The 25,329-nt window shown below is 72.4% G+C and carries 22 protein-coding genes and 2 pseudogenes; 17 read left to right on the plus strand and 7 right to left on the minus strand.

Going from position 1 to position 25,329, the window contains the following annotated elements; all coding sequences use genetic code 11:
- The first annotated feature begins 337 nt into the window (after nt 1–337).
- Both ACFWIS_RS29440 and ACFWIS_RS29445 read left to right on the plus strand, forming a co-directional pair.
- A complete protein-coding gene (locus ACFWIS_RS29440) occupies nt 338–2,956 on the plus strand; it encodes a transglycosylase domain-containing protein (protein ID WP_380458443.1) in 2,619 nt (872 codons plus the stop codon).
- Nucleotides 2,957–3,108: 152 nt separating this feature from the next.
- On the plus strand, nt 3,109–4,692 hold the full coding sequence (locus ACFWIS_RS29445) for a glycosyltransferase family 87 protein (protein ID WP_380458445.1): 1,584 nt from the start codon (nt 3,109–3,111) through the stop codon (nt 4,690–4,692).
- A 3-nt stretch (nt 4,693–4,695) separates the two neighbouring features.
- Here the strand turns inward: ACFWIS_RS29445 and ACFWIS_RS29450 are convergent, their stop codons facing one another.
- The 3 genes from ACFWIS_RS29450 to ACFWIS_RS29460 all read right to left on the minus strand — a co-directional run bounded on the left by ACFWIS_RS29450 (nt 4,696) and on the right by ACFWIS_RS29460 (nt 7,330).
- Nucleotides 4,696–5,730 (minus strand): alanine racemase, encoded by a 1,035-nt coding sequence (locus tag ACFWIS_RS29450; protein ID WP_380458447.1) that lies wholly within the window; start codon nt 5,728–5,730, stop codon nt 4,696–4,698.
- A gap of 13 nt (nt 5,731–5,743) precedes the next feature.
- On the minus strand, nt 5,744–6,862 hold the full coding sequence (locus ACFWIS_RS29455) for a peptidoglycan bridge formation glycyltransferase FemA/FemB family protein (RefSeq protein ID WP_363429774.1): 1,119 nt from the start codon (nt 6,860–6,862) through the stop codon (nt 5,744–5,746).
- Between the two features lie 168 nt (nt 6,863–7,030).
- A complete protein-coding gene (locus ACFWIS_RS29460; protein WP_188302419.1) occupies nt 7,031–7,330 on the minus strand; it encodes a hypothetical protein in 300 nt (99 codons plus the stop codon).
- Nucleotides 7,331–7,649: 319 nt separating this feature from the next.
- Here ACFWIS_RS29460 and rpsF point away from each other — a divergent pair, with 319 nt between their 5' ends.
- From rpsF to rplI, 4 genes are all read left to right on the plus strand, one after another.
- Nucleotides 7,650–7,940 (plus strand): 30S ribosomal protein S6, encoded by a 291-nt coding sequence (gene rpsF / locus ACFWIS_RS29465; protein ID WP_188298654.1) that lies wholly within the window; start codon nt 7,650–7,652, stop codon nt 7,938–7,940.
- 96 nt (nt 7,941–8,036) lie between these two features.
- Nucleotides 8,037–8,654 (plus strand): single-stranded DNA-binding protein, encoded by a 618-nt coding sequence (locus tag ACFWIS_RS29470; protein WP_380458450.1) that lies wholly within the window; start codon nt 8,037–8,039, stop codon nt 8,652–8,654.
- An 80-nt stretch (nt 8,655–8,734) separates the two neighbouring features.
- The gene (gene rpsR, locus ACFWIS_RS29475) at nt 8,735–8,971 is read left to right on the plus strand and encodes a 30S ribosomal protein S18 (protein WP_030059640.1); all 237 of its coding nucleotides are present in this window, start codon (nt 8,735–8,737) and stop codon (nt 8,969–8,971) included.
- A 17-nt stretch (nt 8,972–8,988) separates the two neighbouring features.
- Nucleotides 8,989–9,435: a 50S ribosomal protein L9 gene (gene rplI, locus ACFWIS_RS29480; protein ID WP_380458452.1), complete on the plus strand. Its 447-nt coding sequence runs from the start codon at nt 8,989–8,991 to the stop codon at nt 9,433–9,435.
- A gap of 65 nt (nt 9,436–9,500) precedes the next feature.
- Here rplI and ACFWIS_RS29485 read toward each other — a convergent pair whose 3' ends face one another.
- Nucleotides 9,501–10,850, minus strand: coding sequence for an MATE family efflux transporter (locus tag ACFWIS_RS29485; protein ID WP_380458454.1), 1,350 nt, complete (start codon nt 10,848–10,850; stop codon nt 9,501–9,503).
- A 581-nt stretch (nt 10,851–11,431) separates the two neighbouring features.
- Between ACFWIS_RS29485 and dnaB the strand changes: the two genes are divergently transcribed.
- Entirely contained in the window at nt 11,432–12,907 is a 1,476-nt protein-coding gene (gene dnaB / locus ACFWIS_RS29490) for a replicative DNA helicase (RefSeq protein WP_380458499.1), read from the plus strand.
- A gap of 45 nt (nt 12,908–12,952) precedes the next feature.
- On the opposite strand, the pseudogene ACFWIS_RS29495 reads toward dnaB, so the two are convergent.
- Nucleotides 12,953–13,081, minus strand: a pseudogene (locus ACFWIS_RS29495) (sterol carrier protein domain-containing protein); the annotation flags it as partial.
- A gap of 52 nt (nt 13,082–13,133) precedes the next feature.
- Here ACFWIS_RS29495 and ACFWIS_RS29500 point away from each other — a divergent pair.
- On the plus strand, nt 13,134–14,564 hold the full coding sequence (locus ACFWIS_RS29500) for an acyltransferase family protein (protein WP_380458456.1): 1,431 nt from the start codon (nt 13,134–13,136) through the stop codon (nt 14,562–14,564).
- 73 nt (nt 14,565–14,637) lie between these two features.
- Here ACFWIS_RS29500 and manA read toward each other — a convergent pair whose 3' ends face one another.
- Nucleotides 14,638–15,846, minus strand: coding sequence for a mannose-6-phosphate isomerase, class I (manA, locus tag ACFWIS_RS29505; RefSeq protein WP_380458458.1), 1,209 nt, complete (start codon nt 15,844–15,846; stop codon nt 14,638–14,640).
- A 288-nt stretch (nt 15,847–16,134) separates the two neighbouring features.
- Here manA and ACFWIS_RS29510 point away from each other — a divergent pair, with 288 nt between their 5' ends.
- On the plus strand, nt 16,135–16,902 hold the full coding sequence (locus tag ACFWIS_RS29510) for a polyprenol monophosphomannose synthase (protein WP_380458460.1): 768 nt from the start codon (nt 16,135–16,137) through the stop codon (nt 16,900–16,902).
- A gap of 75 nt (nt 16,903–16,977) precedes the next feature.
- On the opposite strand, the gene ACFWIS_RS29515 is transcribed toward ACFWIS_RS29510, so the two are convergent.
- Nucleotides 16,978–17,385, minus strand: a complete 408-nt coding sequence (locus ACFWIS_RS29515; RefSeq protein ID WP_380458462.1) for a winged helix-turn-helix transcriptional regulator — start codon at nt 17,383–17,385, stop codon at nt 16,978–16,980.
- Nucleotides 17,386–17,492: 107 nt separating this feature from the next.
- Here ACFWIS_RS29515 and ACFWIS_RS29520 point away from each other — a divergent pair, with 107 nt between their 5' ends.
- The 8 genes and pseudogenes from ACFWIS_RS29520 to ACFWIS_RS29555 all read left to right on the plus strand — a co-directional run bounded on the left by ACFWIS_RS29520 (nt 17,493) and on the right by ACFWIS_RS29555 (nt 25,261).
- Nucleotides 17,493–18,140, plus strand: a complete 648-nt coding sequence (locus ACFWIS_RS29520; protein WP_380458464.1) for an FMN-dependent NADH-azoreductase — start codon at nt 17,493–17,495, stop codon at nt 18,138–18,140.
- 111 nt (nt 18,141–18,251) lie between these two features.
- Nucleotides 18,252–19,214 carry an MBL fold metallo-hydrolase gene (locus ACFWIS_RS29525; RefSeq protein ID WP_380458466.1) on the plus strand — a complete coding sequence of 321 codons (963 nt, stop codon included), beginning with the start codon at nt 18,252–18,254 and terminating at the stop codon, nt 19,212–19,214.
- A gap of 17 nt (nt 19,215–19,231) precedes the next feature.
- A pseudogene (locus ACFWIS_RS29530) lies at nt 19,232–20,199 on the plus strand (NTP transferase domain-containing protein).
- A 20-nt stretch (nt 20,200–20,219) separates the two neighbouring features.
- Nucleotides 20,220–21,404: a molybdopterin molybdotransferase MoeA gene (locus ACFWIS_RS29535; protein ID WP_380524045.1), complete on the plus strand. Its 1,185-nt coding sequence runs from the start codon at nt 20,220–20,222 to the stop codon at nt 21,402–21,404.
- Nucleotides 21,405–21,426: 22 nt separating this feature from the next.
- Nucleotides 21,427–22,485 (plus strand): potassium channel family protein, encoded by a 1,059-nt coding sequence (locus tag ACFWIS_RS29540; RefSeq protein WP_380458470.1) that lies wholly within the window; start codon nt 21,427–21,429, stop codon nt 22,483–22,485.
- A 36-nt stretch (nt 22,486–22,521) separates the two neighbouring features.
- Nucleotides 22,522–23,499: an NAD(P)H-quinone oxidoreductase gene (locus ACFWIS_RS29545; RefSeq protein WP_380458472.1), complete on the plus strand. Its 978-nt coding sequence runs from the start codon at nt 22,522–22,524 to the stop codon at nt 23,497–23,499.
- A gap of 126 nt (nt 23,500–23,625) precedes the next feature.
- Nucleotides 23,626–24,402 (plus strand): hypothetical protein, encoded by a 777-nt coding sequence (locus tag ACFWIS_RS29550; RefSeq protein WP_380458474.1) that lies wholly within the window; start codon nt 23,626–23,628, stop codon nt 24,400–24,402.
- 244 nt (nt 24,403–24,646) lie between these two features.
- On the plus strand, nt 24,647–25,261 hold the full coding sequence (locus tag ACFWIS_RS29555; RefSeq protein WP_380458476.1) for a bacterial proteasome activator family protein: 615 nt from the start codon (nt 24,647–24,649) through the stop codon (nt 25,259–25,261).
- The last annotated feature ends 68 nt before the right edge of the window (nt 25,262–25,329 follow it).

The following is a 25,329-nucleotide window of genomic DNA, read 5'->3' on the forward strand; positions in this document are numbered from 1 at the left end:
CTCTCGACCTTCGCTGCGGCCGCTGCATCGGCGGGTATACCGCTTCGATGTATCGGCTCGATATATCGAGAACAGTAAACCCGACCCCCGGAAGGGGCAAGGGGGGCACGCGTGAATGTGATCACAAGCCGACGCGCGGGTGGGGTTGGCAACGGGCGTGTAATGATCTGACGCCGTTTTGCGGTTATTGGCGACTGATGCCCGATTAGTTCGGATTCCCTGCTGCGTACGCTGTCGCGTGTGCACGAGGACCAACCTCCGGGGTTAGGGCGGTCCGAGCATCGGACAGGAACCCTGCCTTCAGGCCGATCAGGCCTGGCGAGGAGTGGCTGGAAACATGAGCGAGCGACGGCGAAGGACGCCCGACCCGGGCGGTGACGGGCAGCAGCCCCCGGGAGGCGGAGGCCGTCGGGGTGGTCCCGGGCCCGACGAGTTGGCCTCGGACGGCATCGGCCGCCGACGCCCGCCCGGCGTCCGGGAGACCGCCCAGCAGCCCCGGATGACCCGCGCCGAGATGCGCAAGGCCGCCCAGAAGAAGGGCAAGGGCGGTGGCGGCCGACGCGGCGCCGCCGGCGCTTCCGCCGCGGCTGCCGCCGACCCGGGCAAGAAGCGCTTCATCGACTACCCGCGCTGGGGCAAGACCGGCGTCCGGCGCTGGCTGCCGTCCTGGAAGCAGGTGCTGAGCGTCTTCCTGCTGTTCTTCGCCGCCGGCGTGGCGGGCGTGTTCTACCTGTACCAGACCACCACCGTCCCGCAGCTCAAGGACCTGGTGAAGGACCAGAACACCATCTACTACTGGGCCGACGGTTCGGAGATGACCCGCAAGGGCGAGACCAACCGGCAGATCGTCGAGCTCAACGACATCAACCCGACCCTGCAGAACGCCGTCATCTCGGCCGAGAACGAGACCTTCCGCACCGACAGCGGCATCGACCCCAAGGGCATGCTGCGCGCCGTCTACAACATGGCGAAGGGCGGTGAGACCCAGGGCGCCTCGACGATCACCCAGCAGTACGTGAAGAACGCCTACCTGAGCCAGGAGCAGACCCTCAGCCGCAAGCTGAAGGAATTCTTCATCACGCTGAAGATCAACCAGCAGATGGAGAAGAACGACATCCTCAAGGGCTACCTCAACACCAGCTGGTTCGGCCGCAACGCCAACGGGGCCCAGGCCGCCGCCCAGGCCTACTACGGGGTCAACGCCAAGGACCTGAACCTCTGCCAGAGCGCCATGCTGGCCGGCCTGCTGAAGGGTGCGAACTACTACGACCCCTCCAAGCCGGCCAACCACGACCGCGCCGTGGAGCGGTGGAAGTGGATCCTGGACCGGATGGTGACCACCCACAACGCCACTGCGGAGGAGCGGGCGAAGTGCACCACCTTCCCCGAGCCGATCCCGCTGAAGCCCAGCTCCAACATGAACGGTGAGATCAGCTACCTGGTCGACACCGCCAACCAGTACGTGATGACCACCGACAAGTCGGTCACCCAGCAGATGATCGACAAGGGTGGTCTGAAGATCTACACCACCTTCGAGAAGGACAAGGTCGACGCCCTGAAGAAGGCCGTCGACGACGTCAAGGGCGAGAACCTCGACCCGCAGAAGCGCCCCAACAACGACACCTTCGTCCAGTTCGGCGCCGCCAGCATCCGCCCCGGTGACGGTGCGATGGTGGCGATCTACGGTGGCGACGGCGTGGAGAACAACCACTTCGACAACAACGCCAACGCCACCGGTGTCCAGGTCGGCTCGACCTTCAAGCCCTTCGTGCTCGCCACCGCGATGCAGGTGGGCGTGCAGACCGCGAAGGACAGCGACGGCAAGCCGAAGCGGATCAACGCCGACAGCCGCTACCTCGCCGACGACATGTCCGAGATCCGCAAGCCGGACGGCTCGCTGGTGATCGGCGACGACGGCAAGCCCTACCGGCAGAAGAACGAGGACTCCGGCAAGCGCGGCTACGTCTCGCTGCGGCAGGCCATGCAGTGGTCGTACAACGTGCCCTTCGTCCAGCTCAACCAGGACGTCGGCGGTCCGGCCGTGGCCGACATGGCCGTGCAGATGGGCATCAAGCGGGACAGCCTGGCCGACCCGAAGACCGCGACCTTCCCGCTCGGCACCTCCACCATCAGCCCGATCCGGATGGCCACCGGCTACGGCACCCTGGCCGCCAGCGGCAAGGAGGCCGAGCCCTACTCGGTCACCAAGGTCGAGGTCGACGGCAAGGAGCGCCCGGGCTTCGGCAAGAAGGACGTCAAGGTGGCGCTGGAGCCGGCCGTCGCCGACAACGTCACCGACGTGCTGGTGAACGTGGCCAAGAACGGTACCGGTACGAAGACCAACAGCCTGGGCCGCCCGGTGGCCGGCAAGACCGGTACCACCGACCAGAACAAGTCGGCCTGGTGGGTCGGCTACACCCCGCAGCTGGTCACCAGCGTCGCGATGTGGCGCGAGGACCCGAGCAAGCACGACCGGGAGTCCCTCAACGGCACCGGCGGCAAGGAGTCCATCCACGGTGGTGACATCCCCACCGACATCTTCACCCGCTACATGAAGGCCGCCCTGGCCAACGAGAAGAAGATGGACTTCCCGACCCCGCAGCCGGTCGGCACCGAGGTGGACTCCTCCGGTGCGCCGTCCACGGCCACCGCGACGCCCACCCAGACCGCGACCGAGGCCCCGTCGCCCCCGGCGCAGACCCAGGCGCCGGTCCAGCAGCCGACCCAGCAGCCCACCCAGCCCGCCCCGGGCGGGGGCTGCGTGCCGGGCGTGGACTGCCAGACGACCCCGCCGGCGAGCCCCACCCACAAGCCGAAGCCGACGGACACCAGCTGCACCCTCATCTTCTGCCCGTCGACGCCACCGCCCGGTGGCAGCGGTGGCAACGGTGGTGGCGGTGGCAAGCCGACCCCGACCAGCACCGGCGCCACTCCGGGCGCCGGAGCGGCCGGGTAGCAGCGAGACGACCGGAACGGCGGTGGCGGTCCTCCTCGGAGGGCCGCCACCGCCGTTTTCGTCACGATTCGCCGCGCGCGCCCCACCCGTACCGCCGGACCACCGCGGGGTCCTCCTCGTCCCGGTGCGGCGGGTGCGGCAGGATGTCCGGCATGACGTCGAGCGATCGTGACGAAGCCGTCGGCCGGTACGGGCCCGACGGCGCCGCAGGGCCCCTCCCGGCAGCCGTCGCCACGGCCGTGCCCCCGGTCGACACGGTGGTCGTCCCGGCCGACGAGGACCGGGTGGCGGCGGCCGGCAGCGAGGTGATCGGCGGCCCGCCCGGGCGCCGGGCGCTGCTCGGCGTCTCCTGGTGGATCCCGGTGCGCGTCCTGGCGCTGGCGGTGATCGTGGTCTCGGCGCTCGGCATGGTGCACAACCTGCCCTGCTACGACCAGGCCTGGTTCCAGCCGGGCTCGCCGCAGTACATCCACGCCTGCTACAGCGACATCCCGCACCTGTTCTCCGGCCGCGGCTTCGCGGCCGGGCTGCACCCGTACGTGGACCGGATCCCGGGCACCACGGGGGACCTCCAGTACCTCGAGTACCCGGTGCTGACCGGTCTGTTCATGCAGGTCGCGGCCTGGCTGACGCCCGGCGGCGGCACCGAGCAAGCCCAGGAGCAGTGGTTCTGGGCGATCAACGCCGGACTGCTGATGGCCTGCGCCGTGGTCGCCGTGGTCGCGCTCTCGCGCACCCATCGCCGGCGCCCCTGGGACGCGATGCTGTTCGCGCTCTCGCCGGTCCTGCTGCTCAACGGCACGGTCAACTGGGACCTCCTCGCGGTCGCCCTGGCCGCCGTGGCGATGGCCTGGTGGGCCGGCTCCCGACCGGGCTGGGCGGGCGTCTTCATCGGCCTGGCCACCGCGGCCAAGCTCTACCCGCTGCTGCTGATCGGCCCGCTGCTGGTGCTCTGCTGGCGGGCCGGGAAGTGGCGCGAGTTCCGGGTGATGCTCGGCGGCGCGGTCGGCTCCTGGCTGCTGGTCAACCTGCCGATCATGCTGGCCAACTGGCAGGGCTGGTCGACCTTCTACGTCTTCAGCAAGCACCGCGGCGAGGACTACGGCTCGTTCTGGCTGATCCTGATGCAGAACCGCGGGGTGGGGCTGGCCGACCTCGACCTCTACATCGCGGTGCTGATGGTGCTGGGCTGTGCGGCCATAGCGTGGCTCGGCCTCTCGGCGCCCCGCCGGCCGCGGTTCGCGCAGCTGGCCTTCCTGGTGGTCGCACTGTTCGTGCTGGTCAACAAGGTGTACTCGCCGCAGTACGCGCTCTGGCTGCTGCCGCTCGCGGCGCTGGCCCGGCCGCGCTGGCGGGACCTGCTGATCTGGCAGGCCTGCGAGGTGCTCTACACCCTGGGCATCTGGTCCCACCTGGGCTTCGTCACCGGGCCCAAGCAGCACGGGATCGGCGAGCCCTGGTACCACTTCGCGATCGTGCTGCACCTGCTCGGCACGCTCTACCTGGTCGCGCTGGTGGTCCGGGACGCACTCAACCCGGAGCGCGACCCGGTCCGCTGGGACGGCACCGACGACCCCTCCGGCGGGGTGCTCGACCACGCCCCGGACGTGGTCACCCTGGGCGCCGCCCGGCGGCTGCACGAGGAGGAGAGCTACGCCGGATACGCGCCGGCCGGCGCCTTCGACCAGTGGCTGGAGGAGCCACCGGCGACGGAGCCGGCCGAGAAGCAGCCGTGAGGCTCAGCGGTCCACCACGCGGTCGAAGTGGGTGGTGGTGTGCCGGACCTGGAGGCCCAGCTCCTCGCCGATCGCGGGGGGCGCGGTCTCCCCGTCCAGGAACAGCAGCGAGACCTGCATGTGCGGCGGCTCGGCGAACCAGAGCTGCTTGCCCGCCCAGTGGAACGGCGACTTGGTCTTGTTGACGGTCGCCAGGCCGGCCCGGGCGATGCCCTTGGCGCGCGCGCCCATGCTGGCCACGTACTTGGGGGCCTCCAGGCCGATGCCGTGCGCGGTGCCGCCGGCCGCCACCAGGATGTGGCCGTCGGCGGGCGCCGGGTGCTGGCGGTAGCCGTAGCGTTCGCCCTTCTTCACCGGGGTGACGTCCAGCACCGTGGCCCGGACCTCCAGCGCGCCGTGGTCGCCCAGCCAGAGCCGGGTGCCGATCCGGGCCCGGAAGACGGTGTCCGGGTAGCGCTGGGCCAGCTGGTCCATGCCGGCCGCGCCCAGGTGGCTGACGAAGACGGTGTGCACCGGGATGCCGGCCGCCTTCGCGGTGTCCACCCAGTACATGACCTCCTCGACCGGGCTGGAGCCGTCCGGCCGGTCCATCGGCAGGTGCAGGGCGAGGCCCTCGAAGGACACGCCGTCCAGCTCGGCGGCGACGGTGCGCAGGTCGGCCGCGCTCACGCCGTGCCGGCGCATGGTGGTCATGCACTCCAGCACCACCCGGGCGCCGTGCAGCGAGCGCAGCGCGTCAACGCGGGCGACCGTCCGGATCACCCGGGCGTGCGGCAGCGGGAGCACCTCCTCGCCGACCCGGTAGGGGGTGAGCACCAGCAGCTCGCCGCCGTACCACTCGGCGACGTCGGCCGCCTCGTACGCGGTGCCGACGGCCAGCACCCCGGTGCCGAGCAGGGTCGCCTCCTCGGCCAGCCGGTGGTTGCCCAGGCCGTAGCCGTTCCCCTTGGCGACGGGCACCAGGCCGGGGAACTCGGCCAGGACGGAGCGCTGGTGGGTGCGCCAGCGTTCGGTGTCGAGGTAGAGCGACAGCGTCATCGGGGCAGCCTCCTCAGCGGCGGGACATGTAGAGGTCGAGGGCCTTGTGCAGGAGCTTGTTCAGCGGGAAGTCCCACTCGCCGAGGTACTCGGCCGCCTGGCCGCCGGTGCCGACCTTGAACTGGATCAGGCCGAACAGGTGGTCGTTCTCGTCCAGGGTGTCGCTGATGCCGCGCAGGTCGTACACGCCGCCGCCGAGGGCGTAGGCGTCGCGCATCATCCGCCACTGGATCGCGTTCGAGGGCTTGACCTCGCGCTTGTGGTTGGCCGAGGCGCCGTAGGAGTACCAGACGTGCTCGCCGACCACCAGCATCGTGGTCGCGGCCAGCGGCTCGCCCTCGTGGTAGGCGATGTAGAGCCGCATCCGGTTCTGGTCCTCGGCGGTGAGGGCCTGCCACATCCGCTGGAAGTAGGACAGCGGGCGCGGGGTGAACTTGTCGCGCTCGGCGGTGACCAGGTAGAGCTGGTGGAAGATCGGCAGCTCGTCGTAGCCGCCCTGGTACACCTCGACGCCGCTCTTCTCGGCCTTCTTGATGTTGCGGCGCCAGAGCTGGTTGAAGTTCTTGTGGATGTCGTCCAGCGAGCGGTTGGCCAGCGGCACCTGGAAGACGTAGCGCGGCTGGACGTCGCCGAAGCCGGCGCCGCCGTCCTCGCCCTGCAGCCAGCCGGCCTTGCGCAGCCGGTCCGCGACCTCGAAGGCGCGCGCCTCGTACCAGTCGGCCTCGATGTCGCGCAGGCGCTTGGCCTGCTTGCCGGCGATGGCCTCCTTGATGGTGGGGGCGTTCCAGCGGCGGATGACGATCGGCGGGCCCATCTTCACCGAGAAGGCGCCCTGCGACTTCAGGTGCGCCAGCATCGGGGAGAGCCAACGGTCCAGGTCCCGGTCGAACCAGTCGATCACCGGGCCCTCGGGCAGGTAGGCCAGGTAGCGCTTGACCTTCGGCAGCTGGCGGTACAGCACCAGACCGGCACCGACGAGCTGGTCGGCGTCGTCGAACCAGCCGATCGACTCCGAACGCCACTCGGCCTTCACATCGCCCCAGGACGGCACCTGCATGTGGCTGGCCGAGGCGCGGCTCCTGATGAAGGCGAGGTGCTCCTCGCGGGTGATCGTCCTCAGGCGCAGGCTCATTGCTCGGTGCTCCTCGTCGGTCGGGCTGCGGTGGGCCCCAGGTTCTCGGGCTGACCTTATCGTCCGGGGCCCCGGCGCCCGCCGGTGCGGGCACGACGGCGCCCCCGTCGGGTACCTGTCCCTTCCAGATACGCGACGGGGGCGCCGGGGGTTCCTGGGGCCGGGTGCTCAGCCCCAGAGGCCGCCCCGGGCGATGCCGAGGTAGAAGCCGATCGCGGAGGCGCCGAGCGTGATCATCAGGACGAAGCGTTCGGCGGTGGTGACCGAGACGAACATGCCCCACAGGCCCGTGACGATCCCGGCCAGGCCGGTCCACGAGGTCAGCAGGTGCAGGTTGTGGAAGAACGAGGTGGTGAAGGCGATCACGCCCAGCACGGCCGTCAGGGCCACCAGGGTGTTCTCGCGGGGGTGCGGGTGGCCGTCGGTGTTCAGCGTGAGGGCGGGCATGCGGTGGACGGACTGGGCCATGAGTCCCACCTCCTGGCGTGGAGACGAACGGGCAGGAATCCCGTTCCGTCCAGATTGCGGCGGTTGGGTCCGTCTCACAACCCCTATGCGTTTTGTTCGGCCGTCCGGGTGCAGGTAGGCTGTGCCGTCTGCACTGGTGTAGTTGTGCCCCCTTGCGCCCTCTTACGGGTGACACCCTCTTCCGGGTGGGCGGGGCCCGATTGTCGGACCCGGCCGCTACGGTGGGCCGGAGTCGTCACCGCACCGGTGCCGACGCTACGCACAACCCTCCTGCCACGGAGAGACCGTGGCCGCTGAGTCCAAAGGAGGTGGGTTACTCATGCGTCACTACGAGCTGATGGTCATCCTCGACCCGTCGGTCGAGGAGCGCGCTGTCTCCCCCCTGATCGAGTCCTTCCTGGCCGTCGTCCGCAACGCCGGCGGCAAGGTCGAGAAGGTCGACACCTGGGGTCGCCGCCGTCTGGCTTACGAGATCAACAAGCAGTCCGAGGGCATCTACTCGGTCATCGACCTCAAGGCCACGCCTGAGGTCGTCAAGGAGCTCGACCGCCAGCTTGGCCTGAGCGAGTCGGTCCTCCGGACCAAGGTCCTGCGCCCGGACACCCACTGAGCCACCTCTGAGGCCTTCGGGTCTCGGGTAGCTCGCGTCCGCTGTTTCACGTGAAACAGCGGTGAACGGACATCTTCCCGAGAGGTCATCACCACCATGGCAGGCGAGACCGTCATCACCCTCGTCGGCAATCTCGTCGACGACCCCGAGCTGCGCTTCACCCCGTCGGGTGCGGCGGTCGCGAAGTTCCGCATCGCGTCCACCCCCCGCACCTTCGACCGTCAGACGAACGAGTGGAAGGACGGCGAGAGCCTCTTCCTCACGTGCAACGTCTGGCGTCAGCCGGCGGAGAACGTGGCCGAGTCGCTGCAGCGCGGCATGCGCGTCATCGTGCAGGGCCGACTGCGCCAGCGGTCTTACGAGACCAAGGAAGGCGAGAAGCGGACGGTCTTCGAGGTCGAGGTCGACGAGGTCGGCCCGAGCCTGCGCTCGGCGACCGCGAAGGTCACCCGGGCCAACCGGTCCGGTGGCCCCGGCGGCCCCGGTGGCGGCTTCGGCGGCCAGCAGGGCGGCGGCGGCCAGGGCGGTTGGGGCGGCGGCAACGGTGGCGGCCAGCAGGGCGGCGGCAGCTGGGGTGGAAACTCCGGCGGCGGCCAGTCCGGCCCCTCCGACGACCCGTGGGCGTCCAGCGCTCCGTCCGGTGGAAACCAGGGCGGCGGCGGCTGGGGCGGCGCCCCGTCCGGTGGCGGCTTCTCGGAAGAGCCCCCGTTCTAAAGAGCTGACAGATTTCGTGCGGCCCGGCCGCAGGCGTCCCCGGACGCCGGCCGGGCCGTGAACCCCAAATGGAGCACACCATGGCGAAGCCGCCTGCTCGCAAGCCGAAGAAGAAGGTTTGCGTCTTCTGCAAGGACAAGGTCAACTACGTTGACTACAAGGACACGAACCTGCTGCGGAAGTACATCTCCGACCGCGGAAAGATCCGTGCCCGCCGGGTCACCGGCAACTGCACCCAGCACCAGCGTGACGTCGCCACGGCCGTGAAGAACAGCCGTGAGATGGCGCTGCTGCCCTACACCAGCACCGCGCGCTAAGAGAGGGTGACCGAGTAATGAAGATCATCCTCACGCACGAGGTCCCGGGTCTCGGCTCCGCCGGCGAGGTCGTCGAGGTCAAGGACGGCTACGCCCGCAACTTCCTGGTCCCGCGTGGCTTCGCCATCCGCTGGACCAAGGGTGGCCAGAAGGACGTCGACGCGATCCGTCGCGCCCGCAAGATCCACGCGATCCAGACCCTCGACGCCGCCAACGACGTCAAGGGCAAGCTCGAGGGCGTCCAGGTCAAGCTGGCCGTTCGCTCGGGCGAGGCCGGCCGTCTGTTCGGCTCGGTGACCCAGGCCGACGTCGTCGAGGCCATCAAGGCCGCCGGCGGCCCGGCTGTGGACAAGCGCGCCGTCGCGATCGGCTCGCCGATCAAGACCGTGGGCACCCACAAGGTCTCGGTCAAGCTGCACTCGGACGTCGTGGCCAACCTCGACGTCGCCGTCGTGGCTGCCTGAGTTCCGTAGCAGTGGCCTGAGGGCCGGACTCCCCGCTCGGGGAGTCCGGCCCTCGGTCGTTCCGGTCAGCTCCGGACGGCCCCGGTGACCAGCCAGCGGCCGCCGCGGGCGCGGGCGACCAGGAAGACCGCGCGGACCAGCATGAACAGGTTCATCGCCCACCACAGCCCGGCCAGCCCGGTGCCGGTGGCGGGCACCGCGAGGGCCGCCGGGGTGAACACCGCCAGGGTGGCCAGCGCCGCCCGGGCCAGGTACGGGCCGTCCCCGGCGCCCATCAGCACGCCGTCCAGCACGAAGACCAGGCCGGCCACCGGCTGGCTGAGCGCGAGCAGCAGCAGCGCCGTGTGCAGCTGCCCCTGGACCACCGGGTCGGGCGTGAACAGCGGGACGTACAGCGGGCGGGCGAGCACCACCAGCAGGCCCAGCACCACCCCGGAGCCCAGCCCCCACTCGACCATCCGCCGGGTGGCCGCCCGGGCGCCCGGGACGTCCGAGGCGCCCAGGTAGCGGCCGATGATGGCCTGCCCGGCGATCGCGATGGCGTCCAGCGCGAAGGCCAGGAAGCTGAACAGCGTCATGGCGATCTGGTGCGCGGCCACCTGGTCGTCGCCGAGCCGGGCGGCCACCGCGGTGGCGATCATCAGCACCGCGCGCAGGCTGACCGTGCGCACCAGCAGCGGACCGCCCGCCCTGGCCCCGGCCCGGATGCCGGCTGCGTCCGGCCGCAGCGAGGCCCGCTCCCGGCGGGCGCCGCGGACCACCACGACCAGGTAGACGGCGGCCATCCCGGTCTGGGTCAGCACGGTGCCCCAGGCGGAGCCGGCCACCCCCAGGCCGGCGCCGTACACCAGGCCGGCGTTCAGGCCGATGTTGGCGGTGAAGCCCGCCACGGCCACCACCAGCGGCGTGCGGGTGTCCTGGAGGCCGCGCAGCACGCCGGTGGCGGCCAGTACCAGGAGCATCGCCGGGATGCCCAGCGAGCTGATCCGCAGGTACGTCACGGCGTACGGCGCCGCGGTCGGCGAGGCGCCCAGCAGCTCGGCCGCCCAGGGGGCCAGCAGCAGGGTGAGCAGCACCACCGGGACGGCCAGGCCGAGCGCCAGCCAGAGGCCGTCGACGCCCTGCTGGACGGCGCCCCGGCGGTCCCCGGCGCCTATACGGCGGGCCACCGCGGCGGTGGTGGCGTAGGCGAGGAAGACGAACACCCCGGTGGCCGTGGTGAGGGCGGCGGAGGCGACGCCGACCCCGGCGAGCTGGGGGGTGCCGAGGTGGCCGACGATCGCGGAGTCGGCCAGCAGGAACAGCGGCTCGGCGACCAGGGCGCCGAAGGCGGGCACCGCCAGGGCGAGGATCTCGCGGTCGTGGCTGCGGCGGTCGCGGCTGCGTCCGGAGGTATCGGTGGGGGCGGTGCTCATGCGCTCCAGGGTACTCATCCACAGGTAATAGGCCAATGGCCTTTTCAGTCATTACTTGAAACTGTGAGCGGCGAGCTCCGTCCGGTCCGTGTCCACGGCCGTTCGGCGGTGTGTGAAGAATTTCTCATGCACAGGCCCCGGAAGAGGTAAACGCAGGTCAGCAGGTTGACGGTGGATCGATTGTCCGGTTATCCACAGGAGCTTCCACAGGGGTGTCCACAGCTTTGCGGCAGTTCTCCACAGCCGAGGGCCACTCGTCCACACCCCCTGTGGATAACCGCCTTGGCGCGAGGGCGTCCGGCGCCTTAGCGTGGGCCCTCCGCCCGACACTCTCACCCACCCCGGCGTCCGATTTGTCGGTGCCGTGGCGTACAAAAGGAGCGGCTCCGCTCCACCCAGCCACCGGCAAGGCCCGCTCCAACTTCGCACCACTCGCTGATCGGGGAACACGCGTGACCGGCCCCCAGTACGACGACCACGACGCCCCGCCGCCGCCGGAGGAGGACTGGCAGAACGCCGAGGATCCCTTCCCGGCCGGCGCCTTCGACGACGCCCCCTTCCCGGACGGCCCCGGCGACCGGCTGCCGGTCTCCCGCAACCGCGGCGGCCAGGGCGGCGGCCAGGGTGGCGGTCAGGGTGGCGGCCGCGGCGAGGGCTTCCGCAAGGGCGGCTTCGGGAAGAACGGCAAGGACCGGGACCGCCGGGACGACGACGGCCAGGGCGGTGTCGACGGCTTCGAGCGCGTCCCCCCGCAGGACCTCGCCGCCGAGCAGTCGGTGCTGGGCGGCATGCTGCTGTCCAAGGACGCCATCGCCGACGTGGTCGAGGTGCTCAAGCCGGCCGACTACTACCGGCCCGCGCACGAGATGATCCACGGCGCGATCCTCGACCTCTACGCCCGCGGCGAGCCGGCCGACCCGATCACCGTGGCCGGCGAGCTCACCAAGCGCGGCGAGCTGCAGCGCGTCGGCGGCGCCTCCTACCTGCACACCCTGGTCAACTCCGTCCCGACCGCGGCCAACGCCGAGTACTACGCGCAGATCGTCGCCGAGCGCGGGGTGCTGCGTCGCCTGGTCGAGGCCGGCACCCGGATCGCCGGCATGGGCTACGCGGCCGAGGGCGACGTGGACGAGATCGTCAACGCCGCCCAGGCGGAGATCTACGCCGTCACCGAGCAGCGGACCAACGAGGACTACGCGCCGCTCGCCGACATCATGGAGGGCGCCCTCGACGAGATCGAGGCGATCGGCTCCCGCAACGGCCAGATGTCCGGCGTGCCGACCGGCTTCGCCGACTTCGACCAGCTCACCAACGGGCTGCACCCCGGTCAGATGATCGTCATCGCGGCCCGCCCCGCCATGGGTAAGTCCACCCTCGCGCTGGACTTCGCCCGTGCCTGCTCGATCCACCACAAGCTGCCGAGCGTGATCTTCTCGCTCGAAATGGGTCGCAACGAGATCGCCATGCGCCTGCTCTCCGCCGAGGCCCGGGTCGCGCTGCACCACATGCGCTCCGGGAACATGACGGACGACGACTGGACCAGGGTCGCCCGCCGGATGCCCGACGTCAGCGAGGCGCCGCTGTTCATCGACGACTCGCCGAACCTGTCGATGATGGAGATCCGGGCCAAGTGCCGCCGGCTCAAGCAGCGCAACGACATCAAGCTGATCGTGATCGACTACCTCCAGCTGATGCAGTCCGGCGGCTCCCGCCGGGCCGAGAACCGCCAGCAGGAGGTCTCGGACATGTCCCGGAACCTCAAGCTGCTGGCCAAGGAGCTGGAAGTCCCGGTCATCGCGCTGTCCCAGCTGAACCGTGGTCCCGAACAGCGCACCGACAAGCGGCCGATGGTCTCCGACCTGCGCGAGTCCGGCTCGATCGAGCAGGACGCCGACATGGTCATCCTGCTGCACCGCGAGGACGCGTACGAGAAGGAGTCCCCGCGCGCGGGCGAGGCCGACCTGATCGTCGCCAAGCACCGTAACGGCCCGACCGCCACCATCACGGTGGCCTTCCAGGGCCACTACTCGCGCTTCGTCGACATGACCCGGGACTGACGGTCCCGGGGGCCGCTCCCGGGCGGGGCGGCCGGTCGGCGCTCGGAACCGGCTCAGGCAGTGCGGCGGGCGCTCGGCGCGGAACAGGGCGTCGGCGAGGGCGGCCGCCTCCGGGCGGTGGGCCCGGACGTGCCCGGCCCGGACGAGCGTGCTCGGGGCGGTGCCGCCGAGGTAGGCGACGGCGCCGGAGGCGGGGACGTGACGCAGATGGACTACTGTCCCTGCGGTGAAGACGATACGACTGCCGGTCGCCCGTAAGTCCGGGGGAAGCACGCAGGCCCGGGCGGGCGGTGCGGCCGCCCGGCTCGGCTGGCTCGACGCGCTGCGCGGTGTGGCCGCCCTCGTGGTCGCCCTGCACCACTTCGACGTCCTGAAGCTGCTGCCGGACCGGCTGGCCGCCTTCATCTGGTGGCACGGGGATCTCGGCCTGTACGGCGTGATGCTGTTCTTCCTGGTCAGCGGCTACATCATCCCCGCCTCGCTGGAACGCCGGGGGAACGTCCGGGCGTTCTGGATCGGCCGGTTCTTCCGGCTCTGGCCGCCGGTGATCATCGGCATCGCGGTGGCGCTGGCCATCATCCCCAAGGGTGACGGCTCGGTCGCGCTCTTCGCCACCGGTCACAACTTCGTGGCCGTGGCCGCCAACACGACCATGCTGCAGGACTTCATGGGCGTCTGGAACGGCCTGGGCGTCATGTGGACGCTGAGCTACGAGATGGCCTTCTACTACATGGTCACCGCGCTCTTCGCGGTCGGCCAGCACCGTCGCAGCGCCCCGATCGCGGTGGCCTTCGCCGCCGTGGCGGTGATCTTCGGGACCTCCATCGCGTCCCACACCATGACCGTCGACGCCGCCTCGACCCACAACCTGGTCTGGGGCGTGGTGCTGATCGTGCTCTTCGCCTTCGCCTGCGTGCTGAGCGGCCGGGCGAACCTGACCCGGATCGGCGCGATCACGCTCGGCGTGCTGGCCTTCGTGCTGATGTACAACAACAGCCGGGCCCCGATGTTCGAGACCCTGATGATCTTCGCCACGATGTTCGCCGGCACCACGGTCTACCGCGCCGAGCGCGGCCAGATCGACCGCCTGCAGGCCGTCCTCTGCTGCGGCTTCGTGATGGCCGCGGGCGTGGCCGTCGCGTTCTTCTACAACCACAGCGGCATGGAGAACAACACCTGGACGGCCGGGCCGCGGGCCTTCGTCGGCTCCTACCTCGGCGCCTGGCTGACCTTCGGGATCGGCTTCGCACTGCGCAAGCGCCGCTTCCCGAAGCCGCTGACCTGGCTCGGCGGGATCAGCTTCTCGCTCTACCTGCTGCACGTCCCGGTGCTGCACACCCTGCACCACCTGCTGGACGTGCCCAAGGTGCCGCCGACGACCGGCGGCAAGGTGCTGTGGACGGTCGAGTACCTCGCCGTGATCATGATCGCGAGCTGGGTGATGTACAAGCTGGTGGAGCTCCCGGTGCAGAAGGTGGGCCGCAAGGTGGGCAAGTGGGTCGACCGCCGCTGGCCCGGCGGCGAGCTGCCGCCGCTCGCCTTCGCGGTGCCGGCCGGCGCCGCCGCGAGCGTCCCCGCCGCGGCTCCGGCCTCGACTCCTGCTTCGGCCTCGGCCGAGGAGACGGTGCCGGCCGGGGCCGGATCCCCGGGCCGCTGACCGGTCGAACAGCACGAAGGGCTCGCCCCCGCTGGGGGCGAGCCCTTCGCCGTACCCGCCCCTCCGGGCGGGCTCAGACCGTGACGGTGGCGCGGAAGAGCGTGCCGGCCGTGCCGGAGAGCCGGGTCGGGGTGCCGGTGGCCGGGAGGAAGGCGGACTGGCCGCGGGCGAGGTCCAGCACGGTGCCGTCGGCGGCGGTGAGCCGTACGGCGCCCTCGGTGCAGAGCAGGATCTGCGGGGTGCGGCCGTCGATCTCGCGCTCGACGCCGGCCAGCTCGAAGCGGGAGAGCCGGAACTCGTCGATCGGGACGGGGTAGAGCTGCTCGCCGGGGGTGGTCCCGACCGGGACGGGGTGCACCACCTCGGGCGCGCAGGGCTCGAAGAGCACGACCTTGAGCAGTTCCGGCACGTCGATGTGCTTGGGGGTGAGGCCGGCCCGCAGCACGTTGTCCGAGTTGGCCTGGAGCTCCACGCAGACCCCGGACAGGTAGGCGTGCGGCACCCCGGCGCCCAGGTAGAGCGCCTCTCCGGCCCGCAGCCGGAAGTGGTTGAGCAGCATGCCGACGAGCACGCCGCGGTCGTCCGGGAAGTCCTTGGCGATCCTGGTGTACGGGGCGTGCTCACCGTCCGGATCCGTCCCGGCCAGCGCGGCGACGGTGTCCCGGACGGTCCGCCCGGCGGTCTCGTCGTCCATGGTGAGCAGGGCGGCCAGGGCGTCGCGCAGGGCCCGGGCCTCGGCCTCGGGGCCGCCGGGGGCCTCGACCGATAGCAGTGCGATCACCGGGTCCAGCCCGGGCACCCCGAGGGCGGCCATCAGCGCGGCCGCCGCGGCGGGCCGGCGGAAGCCGCACAGACCCTCGAACTCGCCCAGCGCGCAGACCATTTCGGGCTTGTGGTTGTCGTCGCGGTAGCTGCGCCCGGGGGCGTCCAGCGGGATGCCGAGGGCGTTCTCGGCGGCGAAGCCGGCCCGGGCCTGGTCCAGTGTGGGGTGGGCCTGGATGGACAGCGGGATGCCCGCGGCGAGCACCTTGAACAGGAACGGCAGGCTCGGGCCGAACCGGGCCACGCTCGCCGCGCCGAGTTCGCCCTCGGGGTCGGCCGCGATCAGCTCGTCCAGCCGCCTCGGGCCCTCGCCGCGGTCGGCGCGGGACGGGTCGCCGGGGTGGGCGCCCATCCACAGCTCGGCCTGCGGTTCGCCGGTCGGTTCCTGCCCCAGCAGCTCGGGCAGGGCCGTGAGCGACCCCCAGGCGTACGGGCGGACGGTGTTGACGAGCCTGTCCATGCGCGCGGTCCTACTCCTTCGCTGACGGGGCGGCCCGGGCACGGGCAAGGGCATCGACCCTAGCTGACCTCGGTCGCCCGCGGGGAAACGGCGGCCATCCGGTGGGAGTGCCGTGGTCCGACCGGTGGTTCCCGGGCGCGGTAGTAGGATGCCAGGACGCAGTAGTCTCCGCCCCCCGCAGCATTCTCCACCGTGGTCATCCCGTCGGCGGGCTGTCGGCGGGGCCGCGTTCCAGAGTGCGGGCGACGGTGTTCTGATACTCCCCGCCATCGGCCGAGAGGTTTGTACGTGACCGTGAACCAGCAGAGTTTTGCTGATCTCGGCAGGGTCCTGGTGATCATCCCGACCTACAACGAGGCGGAGAACGTCGAGCGGATCGTCGGCCGGGTCCGGGCCGCGGTGCCCGAGGCCCATGTGCTGGTCGCCGACGACAACAGCCCCGACGGCACCGGCGAGCTGGCCGACAAGCTGGCCACCGAGGACCAGAACGTGCACGTCATGCACCGCAAGGGCAAGGAGGGCCTGGGCGCCGCCTACCTCGCGGGCTTCCGCTGGGGCATCGACAACGGCTACGACGTCCTGGTCGAGATGGACGCGGACGGCTCGCACCAGCCCGAGGAGCTGGACCGGCTGCTGAGCGCGCTGCGCGGCGCCGACCTCGTGCTCGGCTCGCGCTGGGTGCCGGGCGGCCGGGTGGTCAACTGGCCGAAGTCCCGGCTGCTGCTCTCGCGCAGCGGCTCGACCTACTCGCGGCTGATGCTGGGCGTGCCGATCCGGGACGTCACCGGCGGTTACCGGGCCTTCCGCAAGGAGACCCTGCTGGGCCTGGGCATGGACGAGGTGGCCTCGGCCGGGTACTGCTTCCAGGTCGACCTGGCCTGGCGCACGGTGAAGGCGGGCTTCAAGGTCGCCGAGGTGCCGATCACCTTCGTCGAGCGTGAGCTCGGCGCCTCCAAGATGAGCCGCAGCATCGTGGTCGAGGCGCTCTGGCGGGTGACGTCCTGGGGCGTCGCCGACCGGGTGGCCCGACTGCGCGGCGGTGCCGCGCAGGGCTGAGCAGCTGCACGAAGGGCCCGTCCGCCGTTGTCGGCAGGGCGGGCCCTTCGGCGTGTCCGGGTGCGGCCGGGCGGGTCAGCAGCCGCCCTTGAGGGCGTCCTCCGGCAGGTAGCGGTCGGCCCAGACGGCCAGTTCGGTGAGGGCCGGCTTCAGTGCGATCCCGCTCTCGGTGAGCCGGTACCTCACCCGCAGCGGGGGGCCGGGGTCGACCTCGCGGACGACCAGTCCGGCCTCGGTGAGCTCGGTCAGGCGGTCGGAGAGCATCCGCTCGCTGATGCCCGGAACGGAACGGCGCAGCTCGGAGAAGTGGGCGGGGCCGCCGTTGTTGAGCACGCCCAGCAGCAGACCGGTCCAGCGCTTGCCGAGCAGGGTGAACACCCGGTTGAGGGCGAGCTCGACGTTGAAGCAGCCGCCGTGGCCCTCGGGGGCGCCCGCGTCGACGGCGGTCGGAGCTGCGTCGGGGACTACCTGGGGCTCGGCCATGGCTCCAGCCTACTCGACCCGTCACTAGTGACTATAGAAAAGTAAGCTGCTACGTTACTTGCAGCTGCGACGGAAACCGCAGCTACTTATTCTCTGGAGGCTCTGCCATGCCCACACTGCTGCACATCGACTCCTCGGCGCTCACCGACGGCTCCGTCTCCCGCGAGGTCACGGCCGCGTTCCGGGAGGCCTGGCAGGCCGAGCACCCCGGCGGCACGGTGATCCACCACGACCTCGCCGCCGACCCGCTCCCGCACCTGGAGGCCGCCGGCATCACCGCCGGATACCTCCCGGCCGAGGCCCGCACCGCCGAGCAGGCCGCCGCCTTCGCGCTCCGCGAGCAGCTGATGGTCGAGCTGGAATCCGCCGACGCGGTGCTGATCGGCGCCCCGATGTACAACTTCACGATCCCGTCGACCCTCAAGGCCTGGCTGGACCACGTGATCCTGATGGGCCGCACCGCCGGCGACCAGCCCTCCGCCAAGGGCACCCCGGTGACCGTCGTCGCCTCCCGCGGTGGTTCGTACGGCCCGGGCGCCCCGCGCGAGCCGTACGAGTTCGTCACCACCTACCTGGAGAAGGTGCTGGGCGGCGGGCTGGGGCTGGAGGTCGACTTCATCGTCCCGGAGCTCACCCTCGCGGCGAGCGTCCCGCAGCTGGCCGAGTTCGTCCCGCGGGCCGTCGAGTCCAAGGCGCAGGCGCTGGAGCAGGCCGCCCGCCGGGGCAAGGAACTCGCCGCCCGGGCCTCGGTGTGACCTGCCCCTGAAGGCGCGCCCCGCCGGGCGCGCCTTCCGCGCAATCGGCCGCCGGTGCTCCCATGCTGTAGGGCGCAAGGAGTCCGACCGCCGAACCAGAGGGAGCAGCCCGTGACGTCGTCCCCGCCCGAGGAGAGCGCCGGCGCGGAACGGGCCGACACCGAGCCCGTCGCGGCCGGGGTCGCCGACGACGCCGAGCGCCCGGCCCCTCCGCTGGAGGTCGCCGTCTTCACCGGGCCCGAGTCGGCCTTCTTCACCACCTCCACGCTGATCCTCGGCGAGCGGACCGCGATCCTGGTCGACGCCCAGCTCACCCGCAGCGCCGGGCGCGAACTGGCCGAGTGGGTCGCGGGCAAGGGCCGTCGGCTGCTCGCCATCGTGATCACCCACCAGCACCCGGACCACTACTTCGGGGCCGAGGAGGTGCTGAGGCTCTTCCCGGACGCCCAGCTGCTGGCCGCCCCGGCGGTGGTCGAGGGCATCCGGCGGACCGTCGCGGCCAAGGTCGCCCAGTGGAAGCCGGTCTACGGCGACGACATCCCGGACCACCCGCTGGTCCCCGCCCCGCTGCTGCCGCAACCGCTGATGCTCGACCGCCAGGTGATCCCGGTGCTGCTGCTCGGCCAGGCCGACTGCGGGGAGTCCACCGTCGTCCACGTGCCCAGCATCCGGACCGTGATCGCCGGGGACTTCGCCTGCAACGGCACCCACGTCTGGACCGCCGACACGACCCCGGCCCAGCGCACCACCTGGGGCCACAACCTCGGCCGGATCGCCGACCTCGGCGTCGACCGGGTCATCGCCGGGCACCGCGCCCCCGAGCAGGGCGACGACGCGGACCGGGTGCTCGCCTTCACCGGGGAGTACCTCAAGGACTTCGACCGGCTGCTGGCCGAGCACCCGGACGACCCGGAGGCGCTGGTCACGGCGATGAACGAGCGGTACGGGGAGCTCACCCTGCCGTCCTTCCTGGAGCTGGGCGCCGCCGCCAACACCGCGCGGGCGGCCTCCCCGGCAGCCGAGGCGGAAGCGGAGGCGGAAGCGGAGGACGGGGAGGACGGGGCGAGCGAGTAGGACGGGATACTGGCCGCATGGCGACGCTGTACGACGTGATCGTTCCGGCCGGCGGCTCGGCCCGGCGGCTGGGCGGGGCCGACAAACCCGGCCTCACCGTCGGGGAGACGACCCTGCTGGACCGGGTGCTCGCCGCCTGCACCGGTGCCCGGACCACCGTCGTGGTCGGCCCCGCCCGGCCGACCGCGCGCGCGGGCGTCCACTGGACCAGGGAGCAGCCGCCCGGCGGCGGGCCGGTCGCCGCCGTCGCGGCCGGGCTCGACCTGGTCACCGCCGACCTCGTGCTGCTGCTCGCCGCGGACCTGCCCTTCCTGGACCGGCGCACGGTGGACCGGCTGGCAGACGCCCTCGACGGGGCCGGGCCGACCGTGGACGCCGCCCTGCTGGTCGACGCGGGCGGCCGCGACCAGCCGCTCGCCGCCGCCTACCGCACCGCCCCGCTGCGCGCCGCGCTCGCCGCCCTCGGCGACCCGGCCGGGCAGCCGCTGCGCCGCCTCGTCGGCGGACTGGCCGGGCTGCGGGTCGCCGACACGGACGACGTCGCGTACGACTGCGACACCTGGGAGGACCTCGAACAGGCCCGGGAGCGGGAGAAGTCCTGACCGGCTCTCACCGGTCCCGGCCCCGGACCGTGAGGGAAACGACGCGCGCCGCACACGGGGCGAACACCTCGGGGAAACCGCCGATCAGGCAGCATGGGCGCATGGAGCGCACGCTGGAAGACTGGATCGCCGAGGTCAAGGCCGACCTGGGCATCGACCTGGACGTGGACGTCCGGGGACTGCTCGACACGGCCCGGGTGGTCGCGCACGGGGTGGCCCGGCCGGCCGCGCCGCTGACCGCCTTCCTGGTCGGCTACGCGGCCGCCCGGCAGGGCGGCGGGGCGGAGGCCGTCGCCGAGGCGTCCCGGCGGACCGCGGCGCTCGCCGAGCGGTGGGCCCTGGCCGGGGCCAGCCCGGGCGACGACAGCCCGGGCGAGCCGTGAGCGCGGTCGGGCAGACCACCGTGACCGCCCCCGCCACCGGTCCCGGCGTGCTGAGTTGGCCGCGCGCCCGGGAGACCGCGCGCCGGGCCGGGCTGCGCCCGCTGCCGGTGATCGGGCGGCCGCTGGCCGAAGCGCTCGGACACGTCCTCGCCGAACCGCTCGGCGCGCTCACCGACCTGCCCGCCTTCGACACCTCCGCGATGGACGGCTGGGCGGTCGCCGGCCCCGGGCCCTGGCGGGTCGCCGGGAAGGTGCTGGCCGGCCGCACCGAAGTGGACCCGCTGGCCGACGGCTGCGCCGTCGAGATCGCCACCGGCGCCCAACTGCCGCCCGGGGCGACCGCCGTACTGCGCCGTGAACACGGCCGGACGGACGGCACGCTGCTGCGTGACCGCGGCCCGCAGCCGCTGACCACCGGTCAGGACGTCCGCCCGCGCGGCCAGGAGTGCCGCCGGGGCGAGGAGTTGCTGCCCGCCGGGACGGTGGTCGGGCCCGCCGTGCTCGGCCTGGCCGCCGCCTGCGGCCACGACCGGCTCGCCGTGCGCCGTCGCCCGGTCGTCCAACTGCTCATACTGGGCGACGAGTTGCTCGACACCGGGATCCCCGGCCCGGGGCTGGTCCGGGACGCGCTGGGCCCGCTGCTGCCGCCCTGGCTGCGGGCGGCCGGTGCCGAGGTCGCCGAAGTCCGGTGCGTCCGGGACGACTTCGGGCTGCTCCGGGACGCCCTGCGGCACTCCACCGCCGACGTCGTGGTCACCACCGGCGGAACGGCTGCCGGGCCGGTCGACTTCCTGCACCGGGCGCTCGCCGAAGCCGGCGCCCGACTGCTGGTCGACGGCGTGGCCGTCCGCCCCGGACACCCCATGCTGCTGGCCGAACTCCCCGGTGGGCGCCATCTGGTGGGCCTGCCCGGCAATCCGCTGGCCGCCGTCGCCGGCATGGTCACCCTCGCCCTGCCGCTGCTGCACGCCCGCGGCGGGCGGGGTGTCACCGCGCCCGCGCTCGCCCCGACGGCCGTGCCGCTGCCCGGACACCCGGTGGACACCCGGCTCCAGCCGGTGCGGCGCACCGCCGCGGGGGTCGTCCCGCTCGCCTTCGACGGGCCCGCGATGCTGCGCGGCCTCGCCCGGGCCGAGGCGCTGGCCGTCGTCCCGCCCGGCGGGGCCGGCGCGGGGGAGGCCGTCGAACTGGTGGAGGCGCCGTGAGCGGGCGGAGCGAGGTGGGCGGATGAGCCGGCTGAGGCGCATCTCGGCGCCCGGCACGGAGCCGTGGGCGGACGCCGGGATCGTGCTGCCCGCCCGGCGGACCGCGCCCGCGGTGCGGCAGGTCGGCTCCCGGCTGCTGCTGGCGCTCGCCGTGCTGGTCGCCACCTCGGTGATCGTGTACCTCGACCGGGCCGGCTACCACGACAACGCGGGCGGCGATCTCAGCTTCCTGGACGCGGCCTACTACGCCACCGTGACGCTCTCCACCACCGGCTACGGCGACATCACCCCGTACAGCGACGGCGCCCGGCTCACCAACATCTTCGTGATCACCCCGCTGCGCGTGGTGTTCCTGATCATCCTGGTCGGCACCACGCTGGAGGTGCTCACCGAACGCACCCGTCTGCAATGGCGGTTGAACCGCTGGAGGTCCACCGTGCGCGAGCACACCGTCGTCATCGGCTTCGGGACGAAGGGGCGCAGCGCCGTCGACACCCTGCTCGGGCAGGGGGTGAAGGCGGAGGAGATCGTCGTCGTCGACCCCCAGCGCAAGGTCATCGAACACGCCTCCCGGCACGGCCTGGTCGGGGTGGTCGGCGACGCCACCCGCACCGACACCCTGGTGCGGGCCGCGGTACCGGGCGCGGCCCGGATCGTGGTCGCCCCGGAACGGGACGACACGGCGGTGCTGATCACCCTCACGGTGCGCCAGTTGAACAAGGGTGCCACCGTGGTCGCCGCCGTACGGGAGGACGAGAACGCTCCGCTGCTGCGGCAGAGCGGTGCCGACGTCGTGGTCACCAGCTCCAGTTCGGCCGGGCGGCTGCTCGGGCTGTCGATGCTCAGCCCGCACGCCGGAGCGGTGATGGAGGACCTGCTCACCTACGGGAACGGGCTGGACGTGGTCGAACGGCCGGTCACCCGGGCCGAGGCCGGGCACGGTCCGCGCGAGTGCGAGGAGTTGGTGCTCGCGGTGGTGCGGGGCCGACGGGTGCTCAACTACACCGAGCCGGAGGCCGCCGTCCTGCAGCTCACCGACCGGGTGATCGTCATCAAGTCGGCCGGGCCGGGCGGGGCCTGAACCCCGGACCGCCGTACGGCGAAGTAGGTTCGGGGCATGCATGCGATGACGATTCCCGTACCCGGCGGCCCCGAGGCACTGGTGTGGGCCGAGGTCCCCGATCCGGTGCCCGGCGAGGGCGAGGTCCTGGTCGAGGTGGCGGCCACCGCCGTCAACCGCGCGGACCTGCTCCAGCGGCAGGGCTTCTACAACCCGCCGCCCGGCGCCTCGCCCTACCCCGGGCTGGAGTGCGCCGGGCGGATCGTCGCGCTCGGGCCGGGTGTGGCCGGCTGGGCCGTCGGCGACCGGGTGTGCGCGCTGCTGGCCGGTGGCGGCTACGCGCAGAAGGTCGCGGTGCCGAGCGGGCAGCTGCTGCCGCTGCCCGAGGGGCTGAGCCCGGAGCAGGCCGCGGCGCTGCCCGAGGTGGCCTCCACGGTGTGGTCCAACGTCTTCCTCACCGCCCACCTGCGGCCCGGCGAGACAGTGCTGCTGCACGGCGGCGCCAGCGGGATCGGGACGATGGCGATCCAGCTGGCCAAGGCCGTCGGCGCACGGGTCGCGGTCACCGCGGGCGGCGCCGAGAAGCTGGCCCGGTGCGCCGAGCTGGGCGCCGACATCACGATCGACTACCGCGAGCAGGACTTCGTCGAGGTGCTGCGCGAGGCCACCGGCGGGGCCGGGGCGGACGTGATCCTGGACATCATGGGTGCCAAGTACCTGCAGCGGAACGTGGACGCCCTGGCCGTCAACGGACGGCTGGTGATCATCGGGCTGCAGGGCGGGGCCAAGGGCGAACTCGACCTCAACGCGCTGCTGCGCAAGCGCGCCGCGGTGATCGCCACCAACCTGCGCGGGCGGCCGCTCGCGGAGAAGGCGGCGATCGTGGCGGCGGTGCGGGAGCACGTGTGGCCGCTGGTCGAGTCCGGAGTGGTGAAGCCGGTGGTGGACCGGGTGCTGCCGCTGACCTCGGCCGGGGACGCGCACCGGGTGCTGGAGGCGGGGGAGCAGGTCGGGAAGGTCGTGCTGAAGGCCTGACGGGCTGCGCGGCGGGTGCGCCGGCGTCCGAAATGCCGCGATTGTCGGAATGTGTGAGGCTGGTCCGGAGCTGTCCCACCGCCGACCCCGCCCCGGGCGCGGTCGGCCGTCGGAAGGACTCCGACCGTGGCCGCACCTCCGTACGTCGTCCTCGGGCCGCTGCCCGCCGCGCTCCACCACCGCACCGACCCCCGGCTCCGCCGTGCCCGCCGGCTGTTCGCGGCAGCCGTGCTGGGACTGACCCTTCCGCTGGCCGCCGCGACCGTGGCGGCCGCCGAGCCGGCGCCGACCGCCTCGGTGCCGGCGGACTCCTCGGCCACCGGGGCCGACGACCAGGCCGAGCCGGACGGGCCGGCGACGGGTGCCGACGACCAGGCCGGGCCGGACGACCCGTCCGGCCCGGCGGCGGATGACGACCAGGCCTGGACGGAGCCGGAGGGGCCGTCGCCGAAGGCCGCGCCGCCGCAGTACCCGGCGCCCGACCGGTCGCGCCCGGACCTCGCCGGACTCCGGGCCCACCGGCACCACCCCGCGGCGGTGCTGGAGCACCCGGACACGGCCGTGGACCAGGTGCCGGACCAGGCTCCCGGCCAGCTGCCGGACCAGACTCCCGGCCAGGTGCCCGACCAGGCACCGGACCAGGCACCGGACCAGGCCGTCGAGCAGCCGCCCGAGCAGGCCCAGGACCCGGACGCCCCGGACGCCCCGGACGCCTCCGCTCCGGCCGCCGACCAGGACACCGTCACGGCGGCCTCCGGCCAGCCCGTGGCCGCTGCGGCCGTCCCCGCCATCCTCCCCGCCCGCTGGCAGGACCCCTCCACGCTCCAGCTGCCGCTGGGCGCGGGCCTGGGGCTGATCGGCTGCGGCCTGGGGCTGATCGGCCTGCGGCTGCGCAAGGGCTGAGACGGGGCGCTTCGGGGCCCGGGGCGTGGAGATTCGGTGGGGGTTCGCGGAGTGCGGCCCTCCTGGGTGGGGTGGGTTTCGCGGGGTGATGGGGGAGGTGCTGTGTGCGGCCGGGCGGGAACCGAGTAGCCGTACGGATTCCCGGGCGGGCCGTGGGGGCGTACGGTCGTCGGGGGGTGGCGCAGGACGGCGGGACGCACGGGGGCTTCCGCCCGACCAACCCCAGTGAGAGAGAATGTTGTTCATGACGAATCCGATGAACGAGCGCTCGTCGCAGGAGCCCTTCCGGGCCGCCGGCGGGCAGTCGCAGGACGGCCAGAAGGTGCTGATCGTCGGACCGGACGGACTGCCCGTGGGCCAGGGGTTCGCCGGGGCGCCGATGGAGGGGGACGACGAGGCGGACGTGCCGCGCGAGCTCCCGGTGACCGAGATGGTCGAGCAGCCCGCCAAGGTCATGCGGATCGGCAGCATGATCAAGCAGCTGCTGGAAGAGGTCCGGGCGGCGCCCCTCGACGAGGCGAGCAGGGTCCGGCTGAAGGACATCCACGCCAGTTCGATCAAGGAGCTGGAGCTCGGGCTGGCCCCGGAGCTGGTGGCCGAGCTGGAGCGGCTCTCGCTTCCGTTCACCGACGACACCATCCCGACCGAGGCCGAGCTGCGGATCGCCCAGGCCCAGCTGGTGGGCTGGCTGGAGGGCCTCTTCCACGGCATCCAGACCGCCCTGTTCGCCCAGCAGATGGCCGCCCGGGCGCAGCTGGAGCAGATGCGCCGCGCGCTGCCGCCCGGTCTGCACGGGGGCGAGGCGGACGAGGAGGACCCGGGCCAGAGCCGCGGCATCCGCTCCGGCCCGTACCTGTAGGCCCACCGGGCCCGCCGCGGGGTCCGGACGTACCACGAGGATCCGCCCCGGACCGCGCCGCCGCAGCA

Origin of the sequence: Kitasatospora sp. NPDC127060, assembly GCF_042724935.1 — a bacterium.
Taxonomy (GTDB): domain Bacteria; phylum Actinomycetota; class Actinomycetes; order Streptomycetales; family Streptomycetaceae; genus Kitasatospora.